The sequence below is a fragment of the Polaribacter sp. 2305UL8-11 genome (assembly GCF_058147165.1).
This window is the reverse complement of record NZ_JBYVJW010000020.1, coordinates 19,494-39,149: the sequence shown is the minus strand read 5'-3', so window position 1 is coordinate 39,149 and position 19,656 is coordinate 19,494. Positions and strand designations below refer to the sequence as shown.

16 protein-coding genes are annotated in these 19,656 nt (G+C 29.6%); 10 read left to right on the top strand and 6 right to left on the bottom strand.

Features of this window, described 5'->3' with window-relative positions; all coding sequences use genetic code 11:
* The first annotated feature begins 226 nt into the window (after nt 1-226).
* On the top strand, nt 227-517 hold the full coding sequence (locus ACY2RW_RS15680) for a hypothetical protein (protein ID WP_490123677.1): 291 nt from the start codon (nt 227-229) through the stop codon (nt 515-517).
* On the opposite strand, the gene ACY2RW_RS15675 is transcribed toward ACY2RW_RS15680, so the two are convergent.
* Genes ACY2RW_RS15675 through ACY2RW_RS15665 form a run of 3 tightly spaced genes read right to left on the bottom strand, consistent with a single transcriptional unit; the run spans nt 508 to nt 4,478 of the window.
* On the bottom strand, nt 508-1,533 hold the full coding sequence (locus ACY2RW_RS15675) for a threonine aldolase family protein (protein ID WP_490123676.1): 1,026 nt from the start codon (nt 1,531-1,533) through the stop codon (nt 508-510). The two genes, ACY2RW_RS15680 and ACY2RW_RS15675, sit on opposite strands and share 10 nt — an antisense overlap.
* A gap of 39 nt (nt 1,534-1,572) precedes the next feature.
* Nucleotides 1,573-2,055, bottom strand: a complete 483-nt coding sequence (locus ACY2RW_RS15670) for an AAA family ATPase (RefSeq protein WP_490123675.1) — start codon at nt 2,053-2,055, stop codon at nt 1,573-1,575.
* Complete coding sequence (locus ACY2RW_RS15665; protein ID WP_490123674.1) at nt 2,055-4,478, bottom strand: zinc-dependent metalloprotease; 2,424 nt, start codon at nt 4,476-4,478, stop codon at nt 2,055-2,057. Before ACY2RW_RS15665 ends, ACY2RW_RS15670 begins: the two co-directional genes overlap by 1 nt.
* A gap of 231 nt (nt 4,479-4,709) precedes the next feature.
* On the opposite strand from ACY2RW_RS15665, the gene prfB reads away from it, so the two are divergent.
* The 3 genes from prfB to ACY2RW_RS15650 all read left to right on the top strand — a co-directional run bounded on the left by prfB (nt 4,710) and on the right by ACY2RW_RS15650 (nt 8,828).
* Entirely contained in the window at nt 4,710-5,804 is a 1,095-nt protein-coding gene (gene prfB, locus ACY2RW_RS15660; RefSeq protein WP_490123673.1) for a peptide chain release factor 2, read from the top strand.
* 125 nt (nt 5,805-5,929) lie between these two features.
* On the top strand, nt 5,930-6,271 hold the full coding sequence (gene arsC, locus ACY2RW_RS15655; RefSeq protein ID WP_490123672.1) for an arsenate reductase (glutaredoxin): 342 nt from the start codon (nt 5,930-5,932) through the stop codon (nt 6,269-6,271).
* Between the two features lie 94 nt (nt 6,272-6,365).
* On the top strand, nt 6,366-8,828 hold the full coding sequence (locus ACY2RW_RS15650; RefSeq protein WP_490123671.1) for a TonB-dependent receptor: 2,463 nt from the start codon (nt 6,366-6,368) through the stop codon (nt 8,826-8,828).
* A 102-nt stretch (nt 8,829-8,930) separates the two neighbouring features.
* On the opposite strand, the gene ACY2RW_RS15645 is transcribed toward ACY2RW_RS15650, so the two are convergent.
* Nucleotides 8,931-9,104 carry a hypothetical protein gene (locus ACY2RW_RS15645; RefSeq protein WP_036821348.1) on the bottom strand — a complete coding sequence of 58 codons (174 nt, stop codon included), beginning with the start codon at nt 9,102-9,104 and terminating at the stop codon, nt 8,931-8,933.
* Nucleotides 9,105-9,258: 154 nt separating this feature from the next.
* Here ACY2RW_RS15645 and fumC point away from each other — a divergent pair, with 154 nt between their 5' ends.
* The 4 genes from fumC (at nt 9,259) to hutI (ending at nt 14,569) form a co-directional block, all read left to right on the top strand.
* Nucleotides 9,259-10,659, top strand: coding sequence for a class II fumarate hydratase (fumC, locus tag ACY2RW_RS15640; RefSeq protein WP_490123670.1), 1,401 nt, complete (start codon nt 9,259-9,261; stop codon nt 10,657-10,659).
* Nucleotides 10,660-10,794: 135 nt separating this feature from the next.
* Nucleotides 10,795-11,268, top strand: coding sequence for a nucleoside deaminase (locus ACY2RW_RS15635; RefSeq protein WP_490123669.1), 474 nt, complete (start codon nt 10,795-10,797; stop codon nt 11,266-11,268).
* A 97-nt stretch (nt 11,269-11,365) separates the two neighbouring features.
* On the top strand, nt 11,366-13,126 hold the full coding sequence (locus ACY2RW_RS15630; RefSeq protein WP_490123668.1) for an APC family permease: 1,761 nt from the start codon (nt 11,366-11,368) through the stop codon (nt 13,124-13,126).
* Between the two features lie 192 nt (nt 13,127-13,318).
* A complete protein-coding gene (hutI, locus tag ACY2RW_RS15625; RefSeq protein ID WP_490123667.1) occupies nt 13,319-14,569 on the top strand; it encodes an imidazolonepropionase in 1,251 nt (416 codons plus the stop codon).
* Between the two features lie 140 nt (nt 14,570-14,709).
* Here hutI and ACY2RW_RS15620 read toward each other — a convergent pair whose 3' ends face one another.
* Together ACY2RW_RS15620 and ACY2RW_RS15615 are read right to left on the bottom strand one after the other, a co-directional pair.
* The gene (locus ACY2RW_RS15620) at nt 14,710-17,193 is read right to left on the bottom strand and encodes a GumC family protein (protein ID WP_490123666.1); all 2,484 of its coding nucleotides are present in this window, start codon (nt 17,191-17,193) and stop codon (nt 14,710-14,712) included.
* Between the two features lie 4 nt (nt 17,194-17,197).
* Nucleotides 17,198-17,986, bottom strand: coding sequence for a polysaccharide biosynthesis/export family protein (locus ACY2RW_RS15615; protein WP_490123665.1), 789 nt, complete (start codon nt 17,984-17,986; stop codon nt 17,198-17,200).
* Between the two features lie 86 nt (nt 17,987-18,072).
* Between ACY2RW_RS15615 and ACY2RW_RS15610 the strand changes: the two genes are divergently transcribed.
* Together ACY2RW_RS15610 and ACY2RW_RS15605 are read left to right on the top strand one after the other, a co-directional pair.
* The gene (locus tag ACY2RW_RS15610; RefSeq protein ID WP_490123664.1) at nt 18,073-18,849 is read left to right on the top strand and encodes an O-methyltransferase; all 777 of its coding nucleotides are present in this window, start codon (nt 18,073-18,075) and stop codon (nt 18,847-18,849) included.
* 143 nt (nt 18,850-18,992) lie between these two features.
* Nucleotides 18,993-19,565 (top strand): cob(I)yrinic acid a,c-diamide adenosyltransferase, encoded by a 573-nt coding sequence (locus ACY2RW_RS15605; protein WP_490123663.1) that lies wholly within the window; start codon nt 18,993-18,995, stop codon nt 19,563-19,565.
* Nucleotides 19,566-19,656 lie beyond the last annotated feature (91 nt).

The window sequence follows — 19,656 nt, the reverse complement described above, 5'->3', positions numbered from 1 at the left end:
CAATAAACTTTTAATTTAATCAGTATTACAAAGGGATTCAGAGGTTTTTACCAACCATTTTTTGCCATTAAGCCTTTCTTAACAAAAATCAGGTTTTTGGGACAATGTACAATATGGAGGTGGTTTTACCTTAGGATTTAGCAACAATCAAACAACTGTAGGTATTTCTCCAAGTGCAATTTATAACTTTAATAATGGCTTTTCTTTAGGTACAGGTTTTAATTATTTGTATTCAGAAATTAATGATTTTACAACAAACGTTTATGGTGCAAGCATTATATCTTTATATCAAACCGATTTTGGTATTCAGTTTTCTGGAGATTTAGATTACTATTTTGCAAAACAAACAGATTTTAGTAACAATACTTCTGTAAAAACAAATTTCCCAGCTTTGCATTTAGGAATTGCTTACAACCAAGGTAGGTTTGCAGTTGGATTGAGATATGACGTTTTATATGATAAAAATAAAAGTGTTTTTGCTTCTCCATTTTCGCCAGTTGTGCGTTTTTATTTCTGATAATTTTTAAGCTCTTTTAACAAAACCTCGTGCATATTATCTGTGTAATCTAAATGCGTAACAATTCTTATTTTTCCTTCACCCATTGGTGTTAACAAAATATTTTTAGCTGCCATTTTATTGATAAAATTTGTATCTCCAATACTTTTATCAACATAAAAAATAATGATATTTGTTTCTATAGGTTCTACTTTTGTAACATAAGAAACCGGTTCTAAAACTGCTCCTATTTCTTTTGCTTTTTGATGATCTTCTGCTAATCTTTCTACATGATTATCTAAGGCATACATACCTGCAGCTGCTAAAAAACCAACTTGTCTCATAGCACCACCAAACAATTTTCTAATTCTTAGTGCTTTTGCAATATGCTCTTTAGAACCCAATAAAATAGAACCAATTGGTGCTCCTAAACCTTTTGATAAACAAATAGAAATGGTGTCAAACAAAGCACCATATTGTTTTGGCGTTTCATTTTTTGCAACCAAAGCATTAAATAAACGTGCTCCATCTAAATGAAAAGCCAAGTTATTTTCTTTAGATATTTTTTGCAATTTTTCTAATTCAGCAAAATCCCAACAAGCTCCTCCTCCTTTATTGGTGGTATTTTCTATACAAACTAATCGTGAAAACGGAACGTGAATATCAGAACGTCCTGCAACTGCTTCTTGCAACTGTTCTGCTGTAAACATACCCCTGTTACCATCAATTAATTTACAAGTAACACCTGCATTAAATGCTGCTCCTCCACCTTCATAATTATAAACGTGCGCATATTTGTCGCAAATTAATTTATCTCCTGGTTGTGTGTGTAATTTAATCGCAGTTTGATTTGCCATTGTTCCTGAAGGAAAAAATAACGCATCTTCCATACCAAATAATTTGGCAGCTTTTTCCTGCAATTCATTTACTGTTGGATCCATTTTAAAAACATCATCACCCACTTTTGCATTTAGCATTGCATCCAACATTTCTTTTGTTGGTCTGGTTACAGTATCTGAGATTAAATCAATTATCATATAAAAAATTTCTTAATTTTATTTCTTGTTTTGGATGTTCTAAAACAAACCATTCTTTATGAGAAAATAAATTTTTTTCCAATCTTTCAATCTTCTTTTACGATGCCAATAGGTTTTAAAAATCCATAAAAACAAGCTTTCTTTTGAGAAAGTTTTGCCTATCGTTTCATAATTTTCTCCACAACATTTTTCTTTCAAAAAAACGCGTTTATAAGTTCTTATAAAATACCTTCTTAAAATTAATTGCAAAGGATAATCTAACCAAACAATTAAAGAAGCTTCTTGCCAAATGGTATCTTTTAAAAGCGATTGATAACTACCAGTAACAATCCATTCTTTGTGTTTTTTAGTTGCAGTTATTACATCTTTTACAAATACATCATTATCTTTTTCTACCCAATTTGGTAGAAAATGAATATCATCTAAATCTATTTGAGATATACTAAACTCTTGAGATAATTTTCTTCCTAAAGTTGTTTTTCCTGTACAAGTTGTTCCTGTGATTATTATTTTTCTATTCATTAATATTTATCACTTCCAATTGGAGAACCATCAGGTATTTTTGGTGCGTTCATTTTCTTAAATGATGTTGGGTTCTTTAAAAACCCATCAATCTTTTTAATCATAGCTGCATTGTAAATTTTCTGAACTCCTTCTAATTTTTTTTCTTTTAAAATCGATTTTATTTCATCCAATTTAAACATCGTAATTGCATTTACTTGTTTGTACTGATTTTTATACGCTGCTAAATAAAATAATTGGTCTAAAACCTTATTATTAATTACATTTTGTAATTCTTGATAGTACCTATCTTTATGTGTTTTCTTGATGGTTTTCGTAATTAATTCATCTATCAACTCTTCCAAGCCTAACTGCCTTTTACTTAAACTTTTATGCGCAATTAATCTTGACATTCTTTGCGGATTTAACAATAAATTCAACGTCATTTCTGAAGCAGTTTCTACAGCAGAAAAAGCATCAAAAGCTACACCCACTTTGCTATTAAAAGATTCGCGAGTTCTCCAATAACCAATGGCTCTTGGTGGGAATAAATCTAATTTTTCTTTCGGAATTGCAATTTCATCTACAGCAATTGTTTTTAAAACTGCTTGTAATGCAATTCTTTCTGTAGTACCAGAAACTCTTTTTACTACTGTTTGATTCCCTCCTTTTACAGCATAATTATACTCTAATCCTCCAATTAATTTTGTAGCAGCCTCTGTTTGAAATCTATGCAAAAAATATAGTGGAACAAATACGTCTTCTAATACAGAGTAAGGCTCTCCAGTCTTAATATTATCTGTAGAAAAATTAGCAATTGCCATTTTTCTAATTTTTAAAAGATTGTACAATTCATCATAAATATTACCTCCATTATCCCATAAATGTGCTGTTGCACTTGCACTTCCTTGTGGTCTTGCATCAGAATCTGACAAATATTTTAGTCCGCTTGCAAAAGCATCCTCTAAAATTTTATTTAAGGCTTTGTCTTCATTTGTCCTTTTTGGAAAATCTTGATAAGAATAGGCAACTGTCACTTTATCCCAAGATCCAATTTTAGTATCATACGCATCAGAAAAATCAATTTTACCATCTTTTAATGTGAATTTTGGGTGTGGATAATCCATTACAGAAGTTCTACCATTTGTACTTGCTGCAAAATTGTGAGAAAAACCAAGTGTATGACCAATTTCGTGTGCAGATAGTTGTCTAATTCTTGCAATTGCCATTTGCATAGCAAAATCGTCATCAACTGTATTATTTTTAAATGGTGCTTGTAAAGCTTGTGCAATTAAATAATCTTGACGAATTCGTAAACTTCCTAAACTTACGTGTCCTTTAATAATTTCTCCAGTTCTTGGATCAGAAATATTGGCTCCATAACTCCAACCTCTGGTTGATCTGTGCACCCATTGTACAACATTGTAACGTACATCTAACATGTCTGCACCTTCAGGTAAAATTTTAAACTGAAAAGCATTTTTATAGCCAGCAGCTTCAAAAGCTTGATTCCACCAACGACCACCATCTAACAAAGCACTTCTAACTGGTTCTGGAGTTCCTCTATCTAAATAATAAATAATTGGTTCTACAGCTTCAGAAATAGCTGCGTTTGGATTCTTTTTTTCTAATCTGTGTCTGTAAATAAAACGTTTTGTAATCGATTGGTTTACTGGTGTAGAATAATCCATATAACTCATTTGCCAAGAACCAGATCTTGGATCATATTTTCTTGGTTTGTAGTTATTATCAGGCAACTCTACAAAAGAATGGTGCTGATGCACAGTAATTGCACTTGCATCTGGAGTTACACTTCTAATGTTATATCCTTTTGGAGTTCCTTTAAAAGTTAGCATTACATCAAACTCCACATTTTTTGGAAATGCTTTTGTACGCTCTAAATTAAAAGCACTTCTACTTTTGTCTAAACCGTAATTTCCTTGGTTATTTCTTGCTAAAGTTCTAGAAACACCATGTGCATCTCTCATAAAAAATGAAGTTGCATCTACCAAAAAACTTCCATTTTTCTCTTCTTTAACAACAAATCCATGTAAAACAGATTTTGCAAATGCTTCTTTTACGGATTGTTTTTCCTCTTGATTTTCTGTAATTGCTCTAAAATCCTGATTGGGTTGAATCATTAAAATTTTATTACCTACTTTTTTAAAGTGCACTACTACTCCACCTCCTAATTGGCCTCTGTCTAAACCTATATCATTAGAGCCAATTCCTTCAGATAACGAACGAACATAAAGAAAATCGGTGTCTAATTTATCAATTTGCAGAAAAATTTTATCTTTTGTTGTATTATAATAAAAAGTAAAATAACCTTCATATTTTGTGATTCCTTTTTGTAGATTCTTACCAGATTTCTCGACAAAAAATTGTGAAAATCCGTTTAATGAAATCGATAATAACAGTAAAACAAGTAGTAATTTTTTCATGGTTTGTATATTTTCTATAAAACTATAAAATAACTATCAGCTTTTAAAACGAGAAATCTTAAAATTTCATTTATTTTTGTGCGAATAGAAAAATTTTATAAACAATGTCATTTTAAACCTTGTGGAGAAATCTAAACCATAAAAGAGATTTTTCGACTACATTTCATTTCGCTCAAAATGACAGTTATCCTTTTATAAAGGTTTGTTTTGCGCAAATTATTATCATAAATTATGATTACACAAGACCAACTTAAAGATATATCTACAAGAATTGAGAAACTAAAATCTTATTTAGAGATTGATAAAAAACTCATCGAAATTGCCAATGAAGAAGAAAAAACGGCAAATCCTGATTTTTGGAATGACCCCAAAAAGGCAGAAATAGTGATGAAAGAGTTGCGTTTCAAAAAAAAATGGGTAGAAGATTACAACAAAACCATCACTTTAAATGAAGACCTAAATGTATTGTACGATTTCTACAAAGAAGATGAAGTTGAGGAAGCAGAAGTAATTGAGCAATTTGAAAAAACAAGTACTTTTTTAGAAGATTTAGAATTTAGAAATATGCTGTCTGATGAAGGTGATTCTTTATCTGCAACCATACAAATTACAGCTGGTGCTGGAGGAACAGAAAGTTGTGATTGGGTAGAAATGCTCTCTAGAATGTATACAATGTGGGCAGAAAAACAAGGTTTTAAATTAAAAACACTCAACTATCAAGCAGGAGATGTGGTTGGAATTAAAACAATAACCATAGAAATTGATGGCGATTATGCTTTTGGTTGGCTAAAAGGAGAAAATGGAGTGCATAGATTAGTTAGAATTTCTCCTTTCGATTCCAATGCAAAAAGACATACAACATTTGGTTCTGTATATGTTTTTCCTGTTGCTGATGATTCTATTGAAATTGATGTAAACCCTGCAGATATAGAAATTGTTACTGCAAGATCTAGTGGTGCTGGAGGACAAAATGTAAATAAAGTAGAAACGAAAGTCCAGTTGACACACAAACCAACTGGAATTCAAATTTCTTGTTCTAATTCTCGTTCTCAACACGATAATAGAGCCACAGCAATAAAAATGCTAAAATCTCAATTATATGAAATTGAGTTGCAAAAACAACAAGCTGCTAGAGATGATATTGAAGCCAACAAGTTAAAAAATGAATGGGGAAGTCAGATTAGAAACTACGTAATGCATCCCTATAAATTGGTAAAAGATGTAAGAACAGGATACGAAACTGGTAATGTAGATAATGTAATGAATGGAGATATTAATCCGTTTTTAAAATCTTATTTAATGTTGAATGGGCAGAAAGAGAGTTAGTTAGTATTCAGTATTCAAAACTAAAAAAGTCTAGCAACTGTTATTTCGAAATGAGGCTTTTTTGTCGATTGAGAAATCTCAACTCTGAAACTTTGAAACTTTGAAACTTTGAAACTTAAAAAAAAATGATAAAAATATACCATAATAATAGATGCAGCAAATCACGTTGCGGATTAGAAATTTTAGAAAATTCTGGTAAAGAATTCGAAATTATAAAATATTTAGAAACTATACCTTCTGAAAAAGAATTGAAAGAGATTATTAAACTACTTCATATTTCTCCTATTCAACTAGTCAGAAAAAATGAAAAGATTTGGAAAGAAAATTACAAAGGAAAAGAGTTATCTGATGATGAGATTGTTAATGCAATACTTGAAAACCCTAAATTAATTGAACGTCCAATTGTTATTAATGGAAATAAAGCAGTAATTGGTAGACCTCCAGAAAATATCCTAACTATTATTTAGAATAATTTTAGTTTGTATTCTTTAACTTTTATTTAACTGAAAGTAACTAAACTATAAATAAACTTTGCAGTCTTAAACTAAAAACCAACTAGTTTTGACTAAAAAATTTACCATTTTACTCTGTTGCTTATTTTCAGTAACATTTTTATTTTCTCAAAAACCATCAACATCCAAAGATGTTTCAATTTCTGGAAAAGTTATTGATGCTACAACAAGTCAACCTTTAGAGTATGCAACTATCGTTTTAAAAAACACGAAAACAGCAAAAATTTCTGGCGGAATTACAGATTCACAAGGAAACTTTAATATTAAAACTCCTAAAGGAATTTATGAAATAAGTATTGAATTTATTTCTTTTAAAAGCCAAAAACTTCCAGTTCAAAATATTTCATCAAACAAAAATTTAGGTGTTATAAAATTAAAAGAAGATGCAGCAAGTTTAAATGAAGTTGTTGTAATTGCAGAAAAATCTACAGTAGACATACGTTTAGACAAAAAAGTTTACAATGTTGGTAAAGATATGACTGTAAAAGGAGGAACAGCATCTGATGTTTTAGATAATGTACCATCTGTAGATGTAGATGCAGAAGGTACTGTAAGTTTAAGAGGAAGTGCCAATGTACGAATTTTAATAGATGGCAAACCCTCTGCATTAGTGGGTTTAAGTGGTACAGACGCTTTAAGGCAATTACCATCAGATGCAATAGAACGTGTAGAAGTGATAACTTCTCCATCTGCAAGGTATGATGCAGAGGGTACAGCAGGAATTCTAAATATAATTTTAAGAAAAGGAAAAGCAACAGGTTTTAATGGCTCTGCAAATTTTACAATTGCAGAACCAAAAAATTATCAAGTAGGAGTAAATTTAAATGTACGCTCAGAAAAAATAAATCTTTTTACAAACTTTGGATATAATGACAGAGGTGGCCCAGGAATTTACAATTCTGATATTACCTATTTATCTAACGGAATTGTTGACAGTACAAGAATTGAAAATAGAGACAACCAAAGAAACAGAAAAGGTTTTAATGCCAATATTGGTTTAGAATATTTTTTAAATAAAAAAAGCTCTATTACAGGAACTATTTTTGTAAGAGATTCTGATGGGCAAAATTTATCAGTAAATAATATTAGTTCTTTTGATGCTTCTGGTAAGAATTTATTCAATTCTACTAGAATTCAAGATGAAGGAGAAATAGATCAAACACTTCAATTTTCTTTAAATTACACAAATAATATAGATAAAAAGGGACAAAAACTAACACTTGATTTTCAGCACAGTGCTAATAAAGAAAATGAATCTGCAATTATTACTGATATAAATCCAGAAACAAATTCTACTGATGAGCTTTCTATAGACAATTTACTACAAGCAGATTATGTTTTACCAATCGGAAAAAATGCTCAATTTGAAGCAGGTTATAGAGGAAGTTTTCAAGATTTAACTTCAGATTACCTAGTAGTAGCACCCAATTTAGATGCAAGGTTTAACCCTTCTAATAATCTAGATTTTACTCAAAATGTAAATGCATTTTACTCACAATTTGGAAGTAAAATTAACAAATTTTCTTATCTATTTGGTTTAAGAGCAGAAATCACTAATATCGATATTAAATTAGAGAATACTAATGAAAAATTTAAAAAGAATTATACTGACTTTTTCCCAACAGTAAATTTTGGTTATGAATTAACAGACGCGCAAAGTTTTACATTAGGATACAGTAGAAGGTTAAGAAGACCACGTTCTCGATCATTAAATCCTTTCGAAAACAGAGCTAGTCAAACAGTTATTTTTTTAGGAAACCCTGATCTGGATCCAACATATACTAATTCTTTCGATTTAGGATATCTAAATAGATGGGGAAAACTCACTTTAAACTCATCAATTTATTACCAACAATCTACAAATAATATTACAAGAGTAAATAGACAAGAAATTAGAGTCATAGATGGGAAACCAACCAATATTTTAATAAGACAACCTATAAACTTAGCATCTGAAGACAGGTCTGGTTTTGAGTTTACTGCCAACTATAATTTGAATAAAAAAATACGTTTTTCTGGTAGTTTTAACTTTTTTCAGTTCCAAACAAAAGGAAAATACACCTATGATGTAGTAGATCCAAATACAAATAATACCTCTACAATTGTTCAGAACTTTGATGCAAAAAACAACTCTTGGTTTTCTCGTTTCGATGCTAGAATTACGCTTCCTGGAGATATACAAACACAAACAAGAATTTTCTACAGAGGAGCAAGAAACGATGCTCAAAGTGATATAGATGGTATTTTATCTGTAAATTTAGCGTTTAGTAAAGATATTTTAAAAGATAAAGGCACATTTGTTTTAAATGTGAACGATCTTTTTAATTCAAGAAAATATCAAGTAAATAGTTTTGCGCCAAGTAGAGAAAATCCAACCAATATTACAGATCAAACTTTCCAGTGGCGTGTACGTCAGGTATCTTTAAACTTTACATATAGGTTTAATCAAAATAAAAATCAAAGAAAAAGAAATTCTGAACCCAGAGATGATGATGGTGGAGGAGAATTCTAAAATCTACTTATTTAAGTGCTTTAATACGCTCATTCAACCGCATAAAAAAACTCGTTTTTGGCAAACCAAAGACGAGTTTTTAATATATTGTAAATGCCTAAACTACTTTCCTTCAGCAGCTTTTCTAGCTTCTTTCTTTAATTTCATGTTTTCCCAAATTGTACCACCAATCCAATAAGGTACTACAAATGTTAACAAGAATATTAACAACCAAAAACCAGCTGTAAAAATAAACATGAATAAAACCAATCCTGAAAACTCTGAAAAATCTAACATTTGTTTGCTTTAAAATATTAATTATTGCAAAAATAATACTTATTTTCAAAAATGCCACATCAAAAAAATATTTTTTTCATTAATAAATGACATTTATCAAGGATTGATGCTAATACTTTTTTGTAATTTTGTTTCAGCTAAAATTTACATCATAATGACAAAATATAGAATAGAAAAAGATACAATGGGACAAGTAAATGTTCCTGCAGATAAATATTGGGGAGCACAAACAGAACGTTCTCGAAACAATTTTAAAATAGGAACTCCTGCTTCTATGCCTTTAGAAATAGTTTATGGTTTTGCCTATTTAAAGAAAGCTGCTGCTTACACAAATGCAGATTTGGGAGTTTTATCAGAAGAAAAAAGAGATTTAATTACACAAGTTTGCGAAGAAATTTTAGAAGGGAAACATGATAGCCAATTTCCATTAGTAATTTGGCAAACTGGTTCTGGTACGCAATCTAACATGAATGTAAACGAAGTGATTGCTAACAGAGCTCATGAAATTGCTGGAAAAGTAATTGGTGAAGGAGAAAAAACTATTCAGCCAAATGATGATGTAAACAAATCGCAATCTTCTAATGATACATTTCCAACAGGAATGCATATTGCTATTTACAAGAAAATTGTAGAAACAACAATGCCAGGGATTATCAAATTAAGAAACACCTTAAATGATAAAGCTGTTGCTTTTAAAGATGTTGTTAAAATTGGAAGAACGCATTTAATGGATGCTACTCCACTTACATTAGGTCAAGAATTTTCTGGTTACGTAGCTCAATTAGACTTTGGCTTAAAAGCATTAGAAAATACATTGGCACATTTAAGCCAGTTAGCTTTAGGAGGAACTGCTGTTGGTACAGGATTAAACACACCAAAAGGATATGATGTTTTAGTTGCAAAATATATTGCAGAATTTACAGAATTACCTTTTGTTACTGCAGAAAATAAATTCGAAGCTTTGGCTGCACACGATGCCTTAGTAGAAACTCATGGTGCTTTAAAGCAAATTGCGGTTTCATTAAATAAAATTGCCAATGATATTCGTTTAATGGCTTCTGGACCAAGGTCTGGAATTGGGGAAATTATTATCCCTGCAAACGAACCAGGTTCTTCTATTATGCCAGGAAAAGTAAATCCAACCCAAGCAGAGGCTATGACTATGGTTTGTGCTCAAGTAATGGGTAATGATGTTGCTGTAACTGTAGGAGGTACTCAAGGACATTATGAGTTAAATGTTTTTAAACCAATGATGGCTGCAAACGTATTACAATCTGCTCAATTAATTGGTGATGCTTGTATTTCTTTTGAAGAAAATTGTGCAGCAGGAATTGAACCTAATCATACAAGAATTGCAGAATTGGTAAGTAATTCGTTAATGCTGGTAACTGCATTAAATACTAAAATTGGTTATTACAAAGCTGCAGAAATTGCTAATACTGCACACAAAAACGGAACAACTTTAAAGCATGAAGCTGTACGTTTAGGTTATGTAACTCCAGAAGAATATGATGCATGGGTAAAACCAGAGGAAATGACTGGTGGCCTTAAATAAGTTGGCAGTAGCAGTTTTCAGAAAACAACTTTGCGACTCTTCAATAAAATAAAATGACAAAAAATTGAGAGAAATATTAAGTATTCAGTTGTTAAACAACACAGAATCCTTAATATTAAATCTTAAATACGGAATATGAGTAAACACGAACAATTTATGAGTGAAGCAGTAAAGACTGCTTTAAAAGGAATGCAAAATAATGAAGGTGGACCTTTTGGATGTATTGTTGTTAAAAACGGTAAAATTATTGGGCGTGGAAATAATAAAGTAACCTCTACCAATGATCCTACTGCACATGCAGAAGTAACAGCAATTAGAGATGCTTGTAAAAACCTAAAATCTTTCCAGTTAGATGGTTGTATTGTGTACACTTCTTGCGAACCCTGCCCAATGTGTTTAGGTGCTATCTATTGGGCAAGACCAGACAAAGTGTATTATGGAAGCAATCAAAAAGATGCAGCAAATATTGGCTTTGATGATGAGTTTATCTACAAAGAAATTCCACTTCCTTATGAAAAAAGAAGTATTCCTTTTGAGCAAGTTGGTCGAGAAATTGCTTTAGAACCGTTTAACAAATGGACAGAAAAACAAGATAAAATTGAGTATTAAATTAAAATCCCAAATTAATGTTTGGGATTTTTTTATGTTTAAAATTTAGTTTGATTATAACCTTAAAAATAACTACTTTACGTTAATTTCTTATCTTATGAAAGAACATAAAAAATTATCCGTTTTGGCATCCACAGCTATATGTGGTAATGATATAAGCTCTTCAGTACTTTACGTTTCGGCTTTGGCTATAGCTTTTGCTGGACAATATGCTTGGATTACGCTACTTATTGTTTCTGCTGTGCTTTTTCTATTTAGAAAAATATATGGAGAAGTTGTTGGTGCATTGCCATTAAATGGTGGTGCTTATAATGCCTTACTTAACACAACAAGCAAATCTATAGCTTCTTTTGCAGCAACATTAACACTATTGTCATATATGGCAACCGCAGTTATTTCTGCAAACGAAGCTATACATTATCTGCATCATCTAATTCCTGCTATACCCATAATTATTGCGACTATTGTTCTGTTAGGCTTATTTGGTGCTTTAGTTATAGGTGGTGTATCAGAATCTGCAAAAGTAGCTATTGGAATTTTTCTTTTTCATTTATCATCTTTTGCTATACTAACTGCATTTATTATATATTTTCTACTTTCTAATGGTTTAGAAATATTTATAGAAAATTGGCAATTACCAACTACTGGTGGTAGTATAAGCAATGCTATTTTTCTTGGTTTTGCTGCTTCTATGCTAGGTGTTTCTGGTTTTGAGAGTTCTGCCAATTTTGTAGAGGAACAACAAAAAGGTGTATTTCCAAAAACATTAAAAAATATGTGGATGGTAGTTAGTATTATAAACCCACTTGCTGCATTATTTGCACTGTCTTTATTTGCTATGCCATTACTGCAAAGTGATGCTTATCAAAATACTTTATTAATTGAAATGGCTTCACACGTAGGTGGAAATTGGTTAGCAATTTTAATAGGTATTGATGCTTTTTTAGTACTTAGTGGAGCTGTACTGACAAGTTTTGTAGGAGTTTCTGGGCTTTTGGAACGAATGGCACTAGATCGTATTTTACCTCAATACTTTTTAAAGAAAAACAAAAAAGGAAGTTCTTATCGTATCATAATCGTTTTCTTACTCTTAACTATTTCTGTATTACTAATTACTAAAGGTGATGTAAAACTTTTAGCTGGTGTTTATACCATTTCTTTCTTGTCTGTAATGGCGCTCTTTGGAATAGGAAATATTTTGTTAAAAGTAAAAAGAAATAGTTTGCCTCGTTCTGAAAAAGCAAGTTGGTTAGCCATATTTGTAGCTATTGCTGCTGTTATCATAGCTTTAACTGGTAATTTAATAATGAAACCTCAAGAAGGTGTGCCTAGTAATATATCTGTATTTCTTGAATATTTTATTCCTGCAATAATTTTTATTCTTATAATGCTAAACAGAACCATCTTGTTAAAGTTAGTATTAAAATTGATACATTATGTTTTTGACCCTTTTAGACAATTTGTACTAAATACAGATAAAAAATTGCTTGCTGTAATTGATGATATCAACTCTCAAGAATTTGTTTATTTTACAAAAGATGATGATGTAGAAACATTAAATAAAGTAATGTTGTATATCCAAAATAATGAACATACGAAAAAATTAAAAGTAGTTACAGCTACCAAAAATGGTACAGAAATCACACCTCAATTTAGAAATGATATAGATGTTGTAGATAGAGAGTACCCATCAATTAAAATTCAATTCATTGAGTTAAATGAAGAGTTTAATCCAGAGTTGATACGTAAACTCTCTGAAAAATGGAAAATCCCTGTTAATTTTATGTTTATTGGTTCACCAGGTAATCGTTTTCCTTATAAAATTGAAGAACTTGGAGGAGTAAGACTGATAATTTAAAAAAATAACAACGTTCGTAAAAAAACAGTAATTTAATAGCTTAATCAATAGATAATAAACAAATTAAAGATTATCTTAAAACCAAAAAGTTAGTGCCAAAAAACACTCCTTTTCATACAGTAGACCATTTACAAATCTCAAAAGATTTATCTTCTTTTTAATTGTATTTTTGTTTTTGAGAAACAAAATTAAATGACAACACTTTTTACCAACATAAAAGAATTAATTCAAGTTAGAGAAACTACTATAAAAAAAGTTTCTGGTGCAGAAATGAGTATTTTACCCACTATTAAAAATGCTTTTTTAGTTGTAAAAAATGACATAATTATTGATTTTGGTAAAATGGATAATCTTTTAGAATTTAATTACGATAAAAAAATAGATTGTTCTGGTAAAATGATTTTACCAACTTGGGTAGATTCGCATACTCATATTGTGTTTGCAAGTAATAGAGAACAAGAATTTGTAGATAGAATTAATGGTTTGTCTTACGAAGAAATTGCTAATAATGGTGGAGGAATTTTAAACTCAGCAAAAAAATTACAAGAAACATCAGAAGAAGATTTATACCATCAATCTGCAAAAAGATTAGAAGAAGTAATTGCTTTAGGTACTGGTGCTATCGAAATAAAATCGGGTTATGGATTAACTGTAGCTGCAGAATTAAAAATGCTGCGAGTTATAAAAAAATTGAAGCAAAATTATAATATTCCAATTAAAGCTACTTTTTTAGGGGCACATGCAATTCCATCAAAATATAAAAATAATAAAGAAGGGTACATTAATTTAATTATTGATGAAATGCTACCAAAAATTGCATCAGAAAATTTAGCAGATTTTATAGATATTTTTTGTGAAGTTGGTTATTTTTCAATTAAAGATACAGACAGAATTTTATCAGCAGGAAAAGAATTTGGATTAACTGCAAAAACCCATGTTAATCAGTTTAATAGTATTGGTGGTGTTGAAGTTTCTGTAAAGTACAATGCTTTGTCTGTAGATCATTTAGAAGTTTTACCTGATGCTGATTTAGAAATATTAAAAAACTCTAAAACAATGCCAGTTGCACTTCCCTCCTGTTCTTATTTTTTAAGTATACCATACACACCAGCAAGAAAAATTATAGATGCTGATTTACCTTTAGCTTTAGCAACAGATTACAATCCTGGTTCTACTCCCTCTGGAAATATGAATTTTGTTGTGGCAACTGCCTGTATAAAAATGAAAATGACACCAGAAGAAGCTATAAATGCTGCAACAATTAATGGTGCTTTTGCAATAAATTTAGAAAACAAAGTAGGTAGTATTACTAAAGGAAAGCTAGCCAATTTTTTTATCACAAAAAAAATTCCTTCTTATGGCTTTATTCCTTATAGCTTTGGAAATAACTTAATAGAAACTGTTTATTTAAAAGGAGAAAGAGGCTGTCTAAAAAGTAATTAAGTATGTCAAACTGAGCTTGTAGAAGATTTATAACTCATTGATTATCAATTATATTTCAACAAAACCTGTCTTGAGTAAAGACGAAAGGCTCAATATTATAAGTAATTAATTTGTTAACTTTTCAGACAGCCTCTTTTAATTTATTTTTTAGGTTTAAAGAAATCTATAACACTACTTAAAAAACTTTGTTTTTCTTCGTTTTCATGATAACCATTTCCGTATTTTCCATAACCATACCCATATCCGTAACCATAGCCATAGCCATATCCATAGCCATAACCATATTTGTTTTTAATAGAAAAATCATTTAAAACATAACTAATGTTAGTTACTTCTTTATTTCTATATTTTTCATCAATCATTTTCATCATTCCCTTTTCAGAATAATCTTGACGAATTACATACACAATAGCATCAGAATACTTAAACAATTCTAAGGCGTCTGATACTAAGCCAACAGGAGGTGTATCTATAATTACGTAATCGTATCTTTGCTGTAGCGTTTTTATCATATTATCAGCCATTTCATTCAATAACAATTCAGAAGGATTTGGCGGAATTGGACCAGAAAGAATAATATCTAAGTTAGGAACTTTGGTTGGAGTTATAATTTCATCCAACGTTTTTTGATTGATTAAATGATTTACAACACCTACGTCATTTGGCAAATCAAAATCATCATAAATTTTTGGTTTTCTCAAATCTAACCCTACTAATACTGTTTTTTTACCACTTAAAGCAAAAACAGTAGCCATGTTAATAGAAATCATTGTTTTACCTTCTCCACTTACAGAAGATGTTAATAATAAAGTTCTAGATTTATTTTCTTGTGCATTTTTAAACAAAAATTGAATATTAGATCTTATGGCTCTAAAAGATTCTGATACAGATGATTTAGGTTTTTCAAAAACTGCTAAATTATTTTTACCTGTATTTTTTCCAATAACCCCCAAAACTGGTATTGCATAATTTTTTTGTATCTCTTCTGGAGTATGAATTTTATTGTCTAAAAACTCTCTAATTATAATGAATAATAGAGGTATTATAGATCCAAAAATAAATGCCAAAATATAATTATAACTCGTATTTGGATAAATTGGTCCTTGCCCCAAATCTTTTGCAGAATCTATAACTTTAACATCAGATACATTTGCAGCAATTGCAGTCCCTGCTTCGTACCTCTTTTGTTTTAAATAATTATAGTTTGCTTCTGAAATTGCGTAATCTCTCTGAAAATTAATTAAACTTTGCTCTCTTTTTGGTAGCTTTTTTAATTTTGATTTTACGGTTGCTAAATTAGAAGATATTCTACTTATGTTACTTATATTTAAAGAAATCAAAGAAGATATATTTTCTAGTAAATTATTTTTTACTGTTTTTATTTCGTTGTCTAATTTTTTAATAGATGGATGAATGTCATTTACAGACTTTCTTAAGTTTTCTCTAACACTAGATTTGGTTATTAAAACACTTATCCCTTCACCAATTTTAGGGTCTTGAATAGCAACCATTGCTGGTACAGGTGGTTTGTCGTATTTATTATGTGTAAGAATATATTGCCTTAAATTTTTTAAATACTTATTGTATTCTTGTAACTGGTTTTTTTCTCTTTCTAATTCTACGGTTTCTGTATAAATATTGTTTCCTTCTGTAGATAAATCAAAAATATTATTAGACTCTCTGTAGTTGCCTAAATCTTTTTCTATAGTTTTTAATTTTTCTGCTTCTTCTTTAAAAAGCGTATCTATATATTTTTTTGTTTCTACTGCATAAGCAATCTTATCTTGTGTTTTTAAAGAATCTAAAACATAAACAGTTGCATTTAAATAAGCTTCTATTTTTTTAATATTTGCTCCTTGTTTTTGTAATTTTAACATCGAAGCTGCATTTGTAATTGTACTAACACTAATATTTTTGTTAGCAGCTACTGTGCCGTTAAAATCTGCAAATCTTATGTAAAATTTTTCTCCTATTTTAAAATTACCAACTTTTTTTAAATTTATATTTAAAAATGGGGTTGCAATATTATCGCCAACTTTAAATTCTTTTGAAAAATTTAGTTCTTTAGATTCGTAATTAGAAGTGGTGTTTGTACTATAATTAATTAAAGTATTGTTACCAGTTTCATTAAAATCTATTAATAGTTTATAAGTATTTTCTCCAGTAATTAAAACTTCTATATTTTTATTAAATAACTGTGGGCTATCATTTTTTAAAGCTACTATAAAAGGTGCATATCCGTAGACATCTTCCATCCTATATTTTCCCTCTTTTAGATACTGAATATATAATTTTAATTTCTTAACCACTTTTTCGTTATGTGTCCTAGAAATAAGAATTACTCTAATGGTTTCTATTTCATCACTAGAACCACCCCAATTAAACGTTAAGTTAGTACCTGTAGAAAATAATGGGTTTGTTTGCTCTTTAACAGAAATTACAGTATCTAAACTATAAATTCTCTGTTTGTAGCCATTCATAAATTTTGCAATAATAAAAGCAATTGTAAATGAAACTAAAAACAATTTCCAATATGCTAATATTTTGTAGAGATATCCTTTTAAATCTATATTAGGAGCCGAACTTGAAACAGAACTTGTTGTAAATTTAGTTTTGTTATCCATAAAACTATAGGTTTCTTGCTAAAATAATTGTTGATGTAATTAATGTAAAAATAGATACAAAAGTAGATAGGGTCTGTAAACCTGTTGTACCTGTACCCCATGCTTTTTGTTTAAGTGGTATTACATTTATATAATCATTAGATTTAATATAGAAAACATCAGAGTTAAGTGCATCAATATTTGTTAAATCTATCGTAAATTTTTGAGTACCATCTGTTGTATTTCTAATTATTTCAACTTTTTTTCTGTTACCAACATTTGTAATATCACCAGAATTGGCAATCGCTTCTAAAACAGATACTCTATTTTGATATATGATATTTGTTCCAGGACTCCCTACCTCACCAATAATAGTATATCTAATTCCTGAAAGTTTTACTGTAACAAATAAGTCTTCTTCTTCTTTGATATACTTTCTTAATTCTGTCTCAATTTTTTTTCTTACTTCTAAAACAGTATATCCTAAAACATTAATTTCTCCTAATCTTGGTATTCTTATATTTCCATAACTGTCTATGCTATAATCACTAAAATAACCTCCTTGTAAGCTATTAGCTTGGTTATTAGCTCCTAACCCATTTTCTTGTTTAGAAAAAACGGAAACAAGATCTTCGTTAGTAGACTTAATATCTATATATATTATATCATCAACCTGTAATTTATAGGGAATGTTATTAATACGTTGAATTTCTTTTAATGAAGTTGGCTTACCTTGCAAATAAATCAAGTCTTTACTTGGTACACAAGAAAAAAACAATGGAATGAATAGGAGTAATAAAAAGTGTTTTTTCATTTTAAATTTAATCTTCAATAACCACAAATATACTTTTTAAATGTGGTTTGCTATAATTTTATTTTATTTTCGTTTTTTTATTTAAAATGGTGTATTTAATAACAGAATACTTAAAATTTCTTTTAAAATCTTCAAATCAACATGGAATTCATTCTCCTTTTGTGTATAATTTAGTTACAAAATGCTTTTATAAAAAATTAAATTCTAATTTATGTAATTTATTTCAAAACACGAAACAACATCTATTGCACAACAAAACAACTATAAAAGTCACGGATTTTGGTTCTGGCTCTAAAGTTTTTAAAACGAACAATCGTAAAGTAGCTAAAATTGCTAAAATTGCTGGAATTTCCAATAAAAAAGCAAAATTATTAATTAAAATTACCCACTATTTTAAACCTTTGCAATGCCTAGAAATAGGAACATCTGTAGGGTTAGGTACTGCTGCAATTAAGAGTGGTCATAAGTTAGCCAAAATTATAACTTTAGAGGGTTGCTTAGAAACTGCAAATATTGCAAAAGAAACTTTTAAAAATAACAACCTAAAGAATATCAACTGTATTGTTGGTAATTTTAAAGAAACACTTCCAATGGTTATTGAAAAAAATCAATTCGATTTTATTTATTTTGATGGAAATCATACCAAAAAAGCTACCCTAAATTATTTCAAACAGTGTTTATCTAGCATTCATAATAATTCTGTTTGGATTTTTGATGATATTTATTGGAGCAAAGAAATGAAAGAAGCTTGGTTAGAAATTAAAAATCATCCAAAAGTAACAGTTACTGTTGACGTTTTTCATTTCGGAATTGTTTTCTTTAGAAAAGAACAAGCCAAAGAACATTTTAAAATAAGAACGTGAAAAAGGTGTAATTGTATAATCTAAAACAGTAAACTTTAAAGAAGCAAAAACTTAACAACTGTTAAATGCTGTTAATAAAAAACACATCTGATTTCAAACTTCGTAACTTTGAATTTTAAACCCAAAATCTTGAACTTAAAAGCATGAAAATATATACAAAAACTGGTGATGCTGGAACTACTGCCTTATTTGGAGGAACCAGAGTAAAAAAATACAATTTACGTATAGAAAGTTATGGTACAGTAGATGAATTAAACTCTTACATTGGTTTGATAAAAGATCAAGAAATTAGCGAAACCAACAAAAATGCTTTACTAAAAATTCAAAATGAGTTATTCACTTTAGGTGCAATGTTGGCAACTCCACCAGAAAAAGAAACTTTAAAATCTGGAAAAGAAAGGTTAAATATTCCTAAAATTGATGAAAATTCTGTCCTATTTCTAGAAAAAGAAATTGATAAAATGGATGCAGAGCTACCGCAAATGACACATTTTATTTTACCTGGTGGACATGAAGCTGTGTCATTCTGTCACGTAGCAAGATGCGTTTGTAGGCGTGCAGAACGCTTATCTGTCGAATTAAATGACGAAGAAACCATAAATAATGACATCATTAAATACTTAAACAGACTTTCTGACTATCTTTTTACGTTGGCACGAAAGTTGTCTAAAGACTTATCAGTAGAGGAAATCAAGTGGATTCCTGAAAAAAAATAGTACGTTCTTTTTTTATTAATTATATATTTCTTAAAAAAGACTTGCATAATTCAGCAAAAAAATTATTTTTGCACAAAATTAAACAATAAGA

Coding starts and splice junctions, on each gene's coding strand:
- hutI (WP_490123667.1), top strand. CDS start 13,319: ATGACAACACTTTTTACCAACATAAAAGAATTAATTCAAGTTAGAGAA.
- ACY2RW_RS15615 (WP_490123665.1), bottom strand. CDS start 17,986: ATGAAAAAACACTTTTTATTACTCCTATTCATTCCATTGTTTTTTTCT.
- ACY2RW_RS15675 (WP_490123676.1), bottom strand. CDS start 1,533: ATGATAATTGATTTAATCTCAGATACTGTAACCAGACCAACAAAAGAA.
- prfB (WP_490123673.1), top strand. CDS start 4,710: ATGATTACACAAGACCAACTTAAAGATATATCTACAAGAATTGAGAAA.
- ACY2RW_RS15645 (WP_036821348.1), bottom strand. CDS start 9,104: ATGTTAGATTTTTCAGAGTTTTCAGGATTGGTTTTATTCATGTTTATT.
- fumC (WP_490123670.1), top strand. CDS start 9,259: ATGACAAAATATAGAATAGAAAAAGATACAATGGGACAAGTAAATGTT.
- arsC (WP_490123672.1), top strand. CDS start 5,930: ATGATAAAAATATACCATAATAATAGATGCAGCAAATCACGTTGCGGA.
- ACY2RW_RS15670 (WP_490123675.1), bottom strand. CDS start 2,055: ATGAATAGAAAAATAATAATCACAGGAACAACTTGTACAGGAAAAACA.
- ACY2RW_RS15635 (WP_490123669.1), top strand. CDS start 10,795: ATGAGTAAACACGAACAATTTATGAGTGAAGCAGTAAAGACTGCTTTA.
- ACY2RW_RS15665 (WP_490123674.1), bottom strand. CDS start 4,478: ATGAAAAAATTACTACTTGTTTTACTGTTATTATCGATTTCATTAAAC.
- ACY2RW_RS15610 (WP_490123664.1), top strand. CDS start 18,073: ATGGTGTATTTAATAACAGAATACTTAAAATTTCTTTTAAAATCTTCA.
- ACY2RW_RS15630 (WP_490123668.1), top strand. CDS start 11,366: ATGAAAGAACATAAAAAATTATCCGTTTTGGCATCCACAGCTATATGT.
- ACY2RW_RS15605 (WP_490123663.1), top strand. CDS start 18,993: ATGAAAATATATACAAAAACTGGTGATGCTGGAACTACTGCCTTATTT.
- ACY2RW_RS15620 (WP_490123666.1), bottom strand. CDS start 17,193: ATGGATAACAAAACTAAATTTACAACAAGTTCTGTTTCAAGTTCGGCT.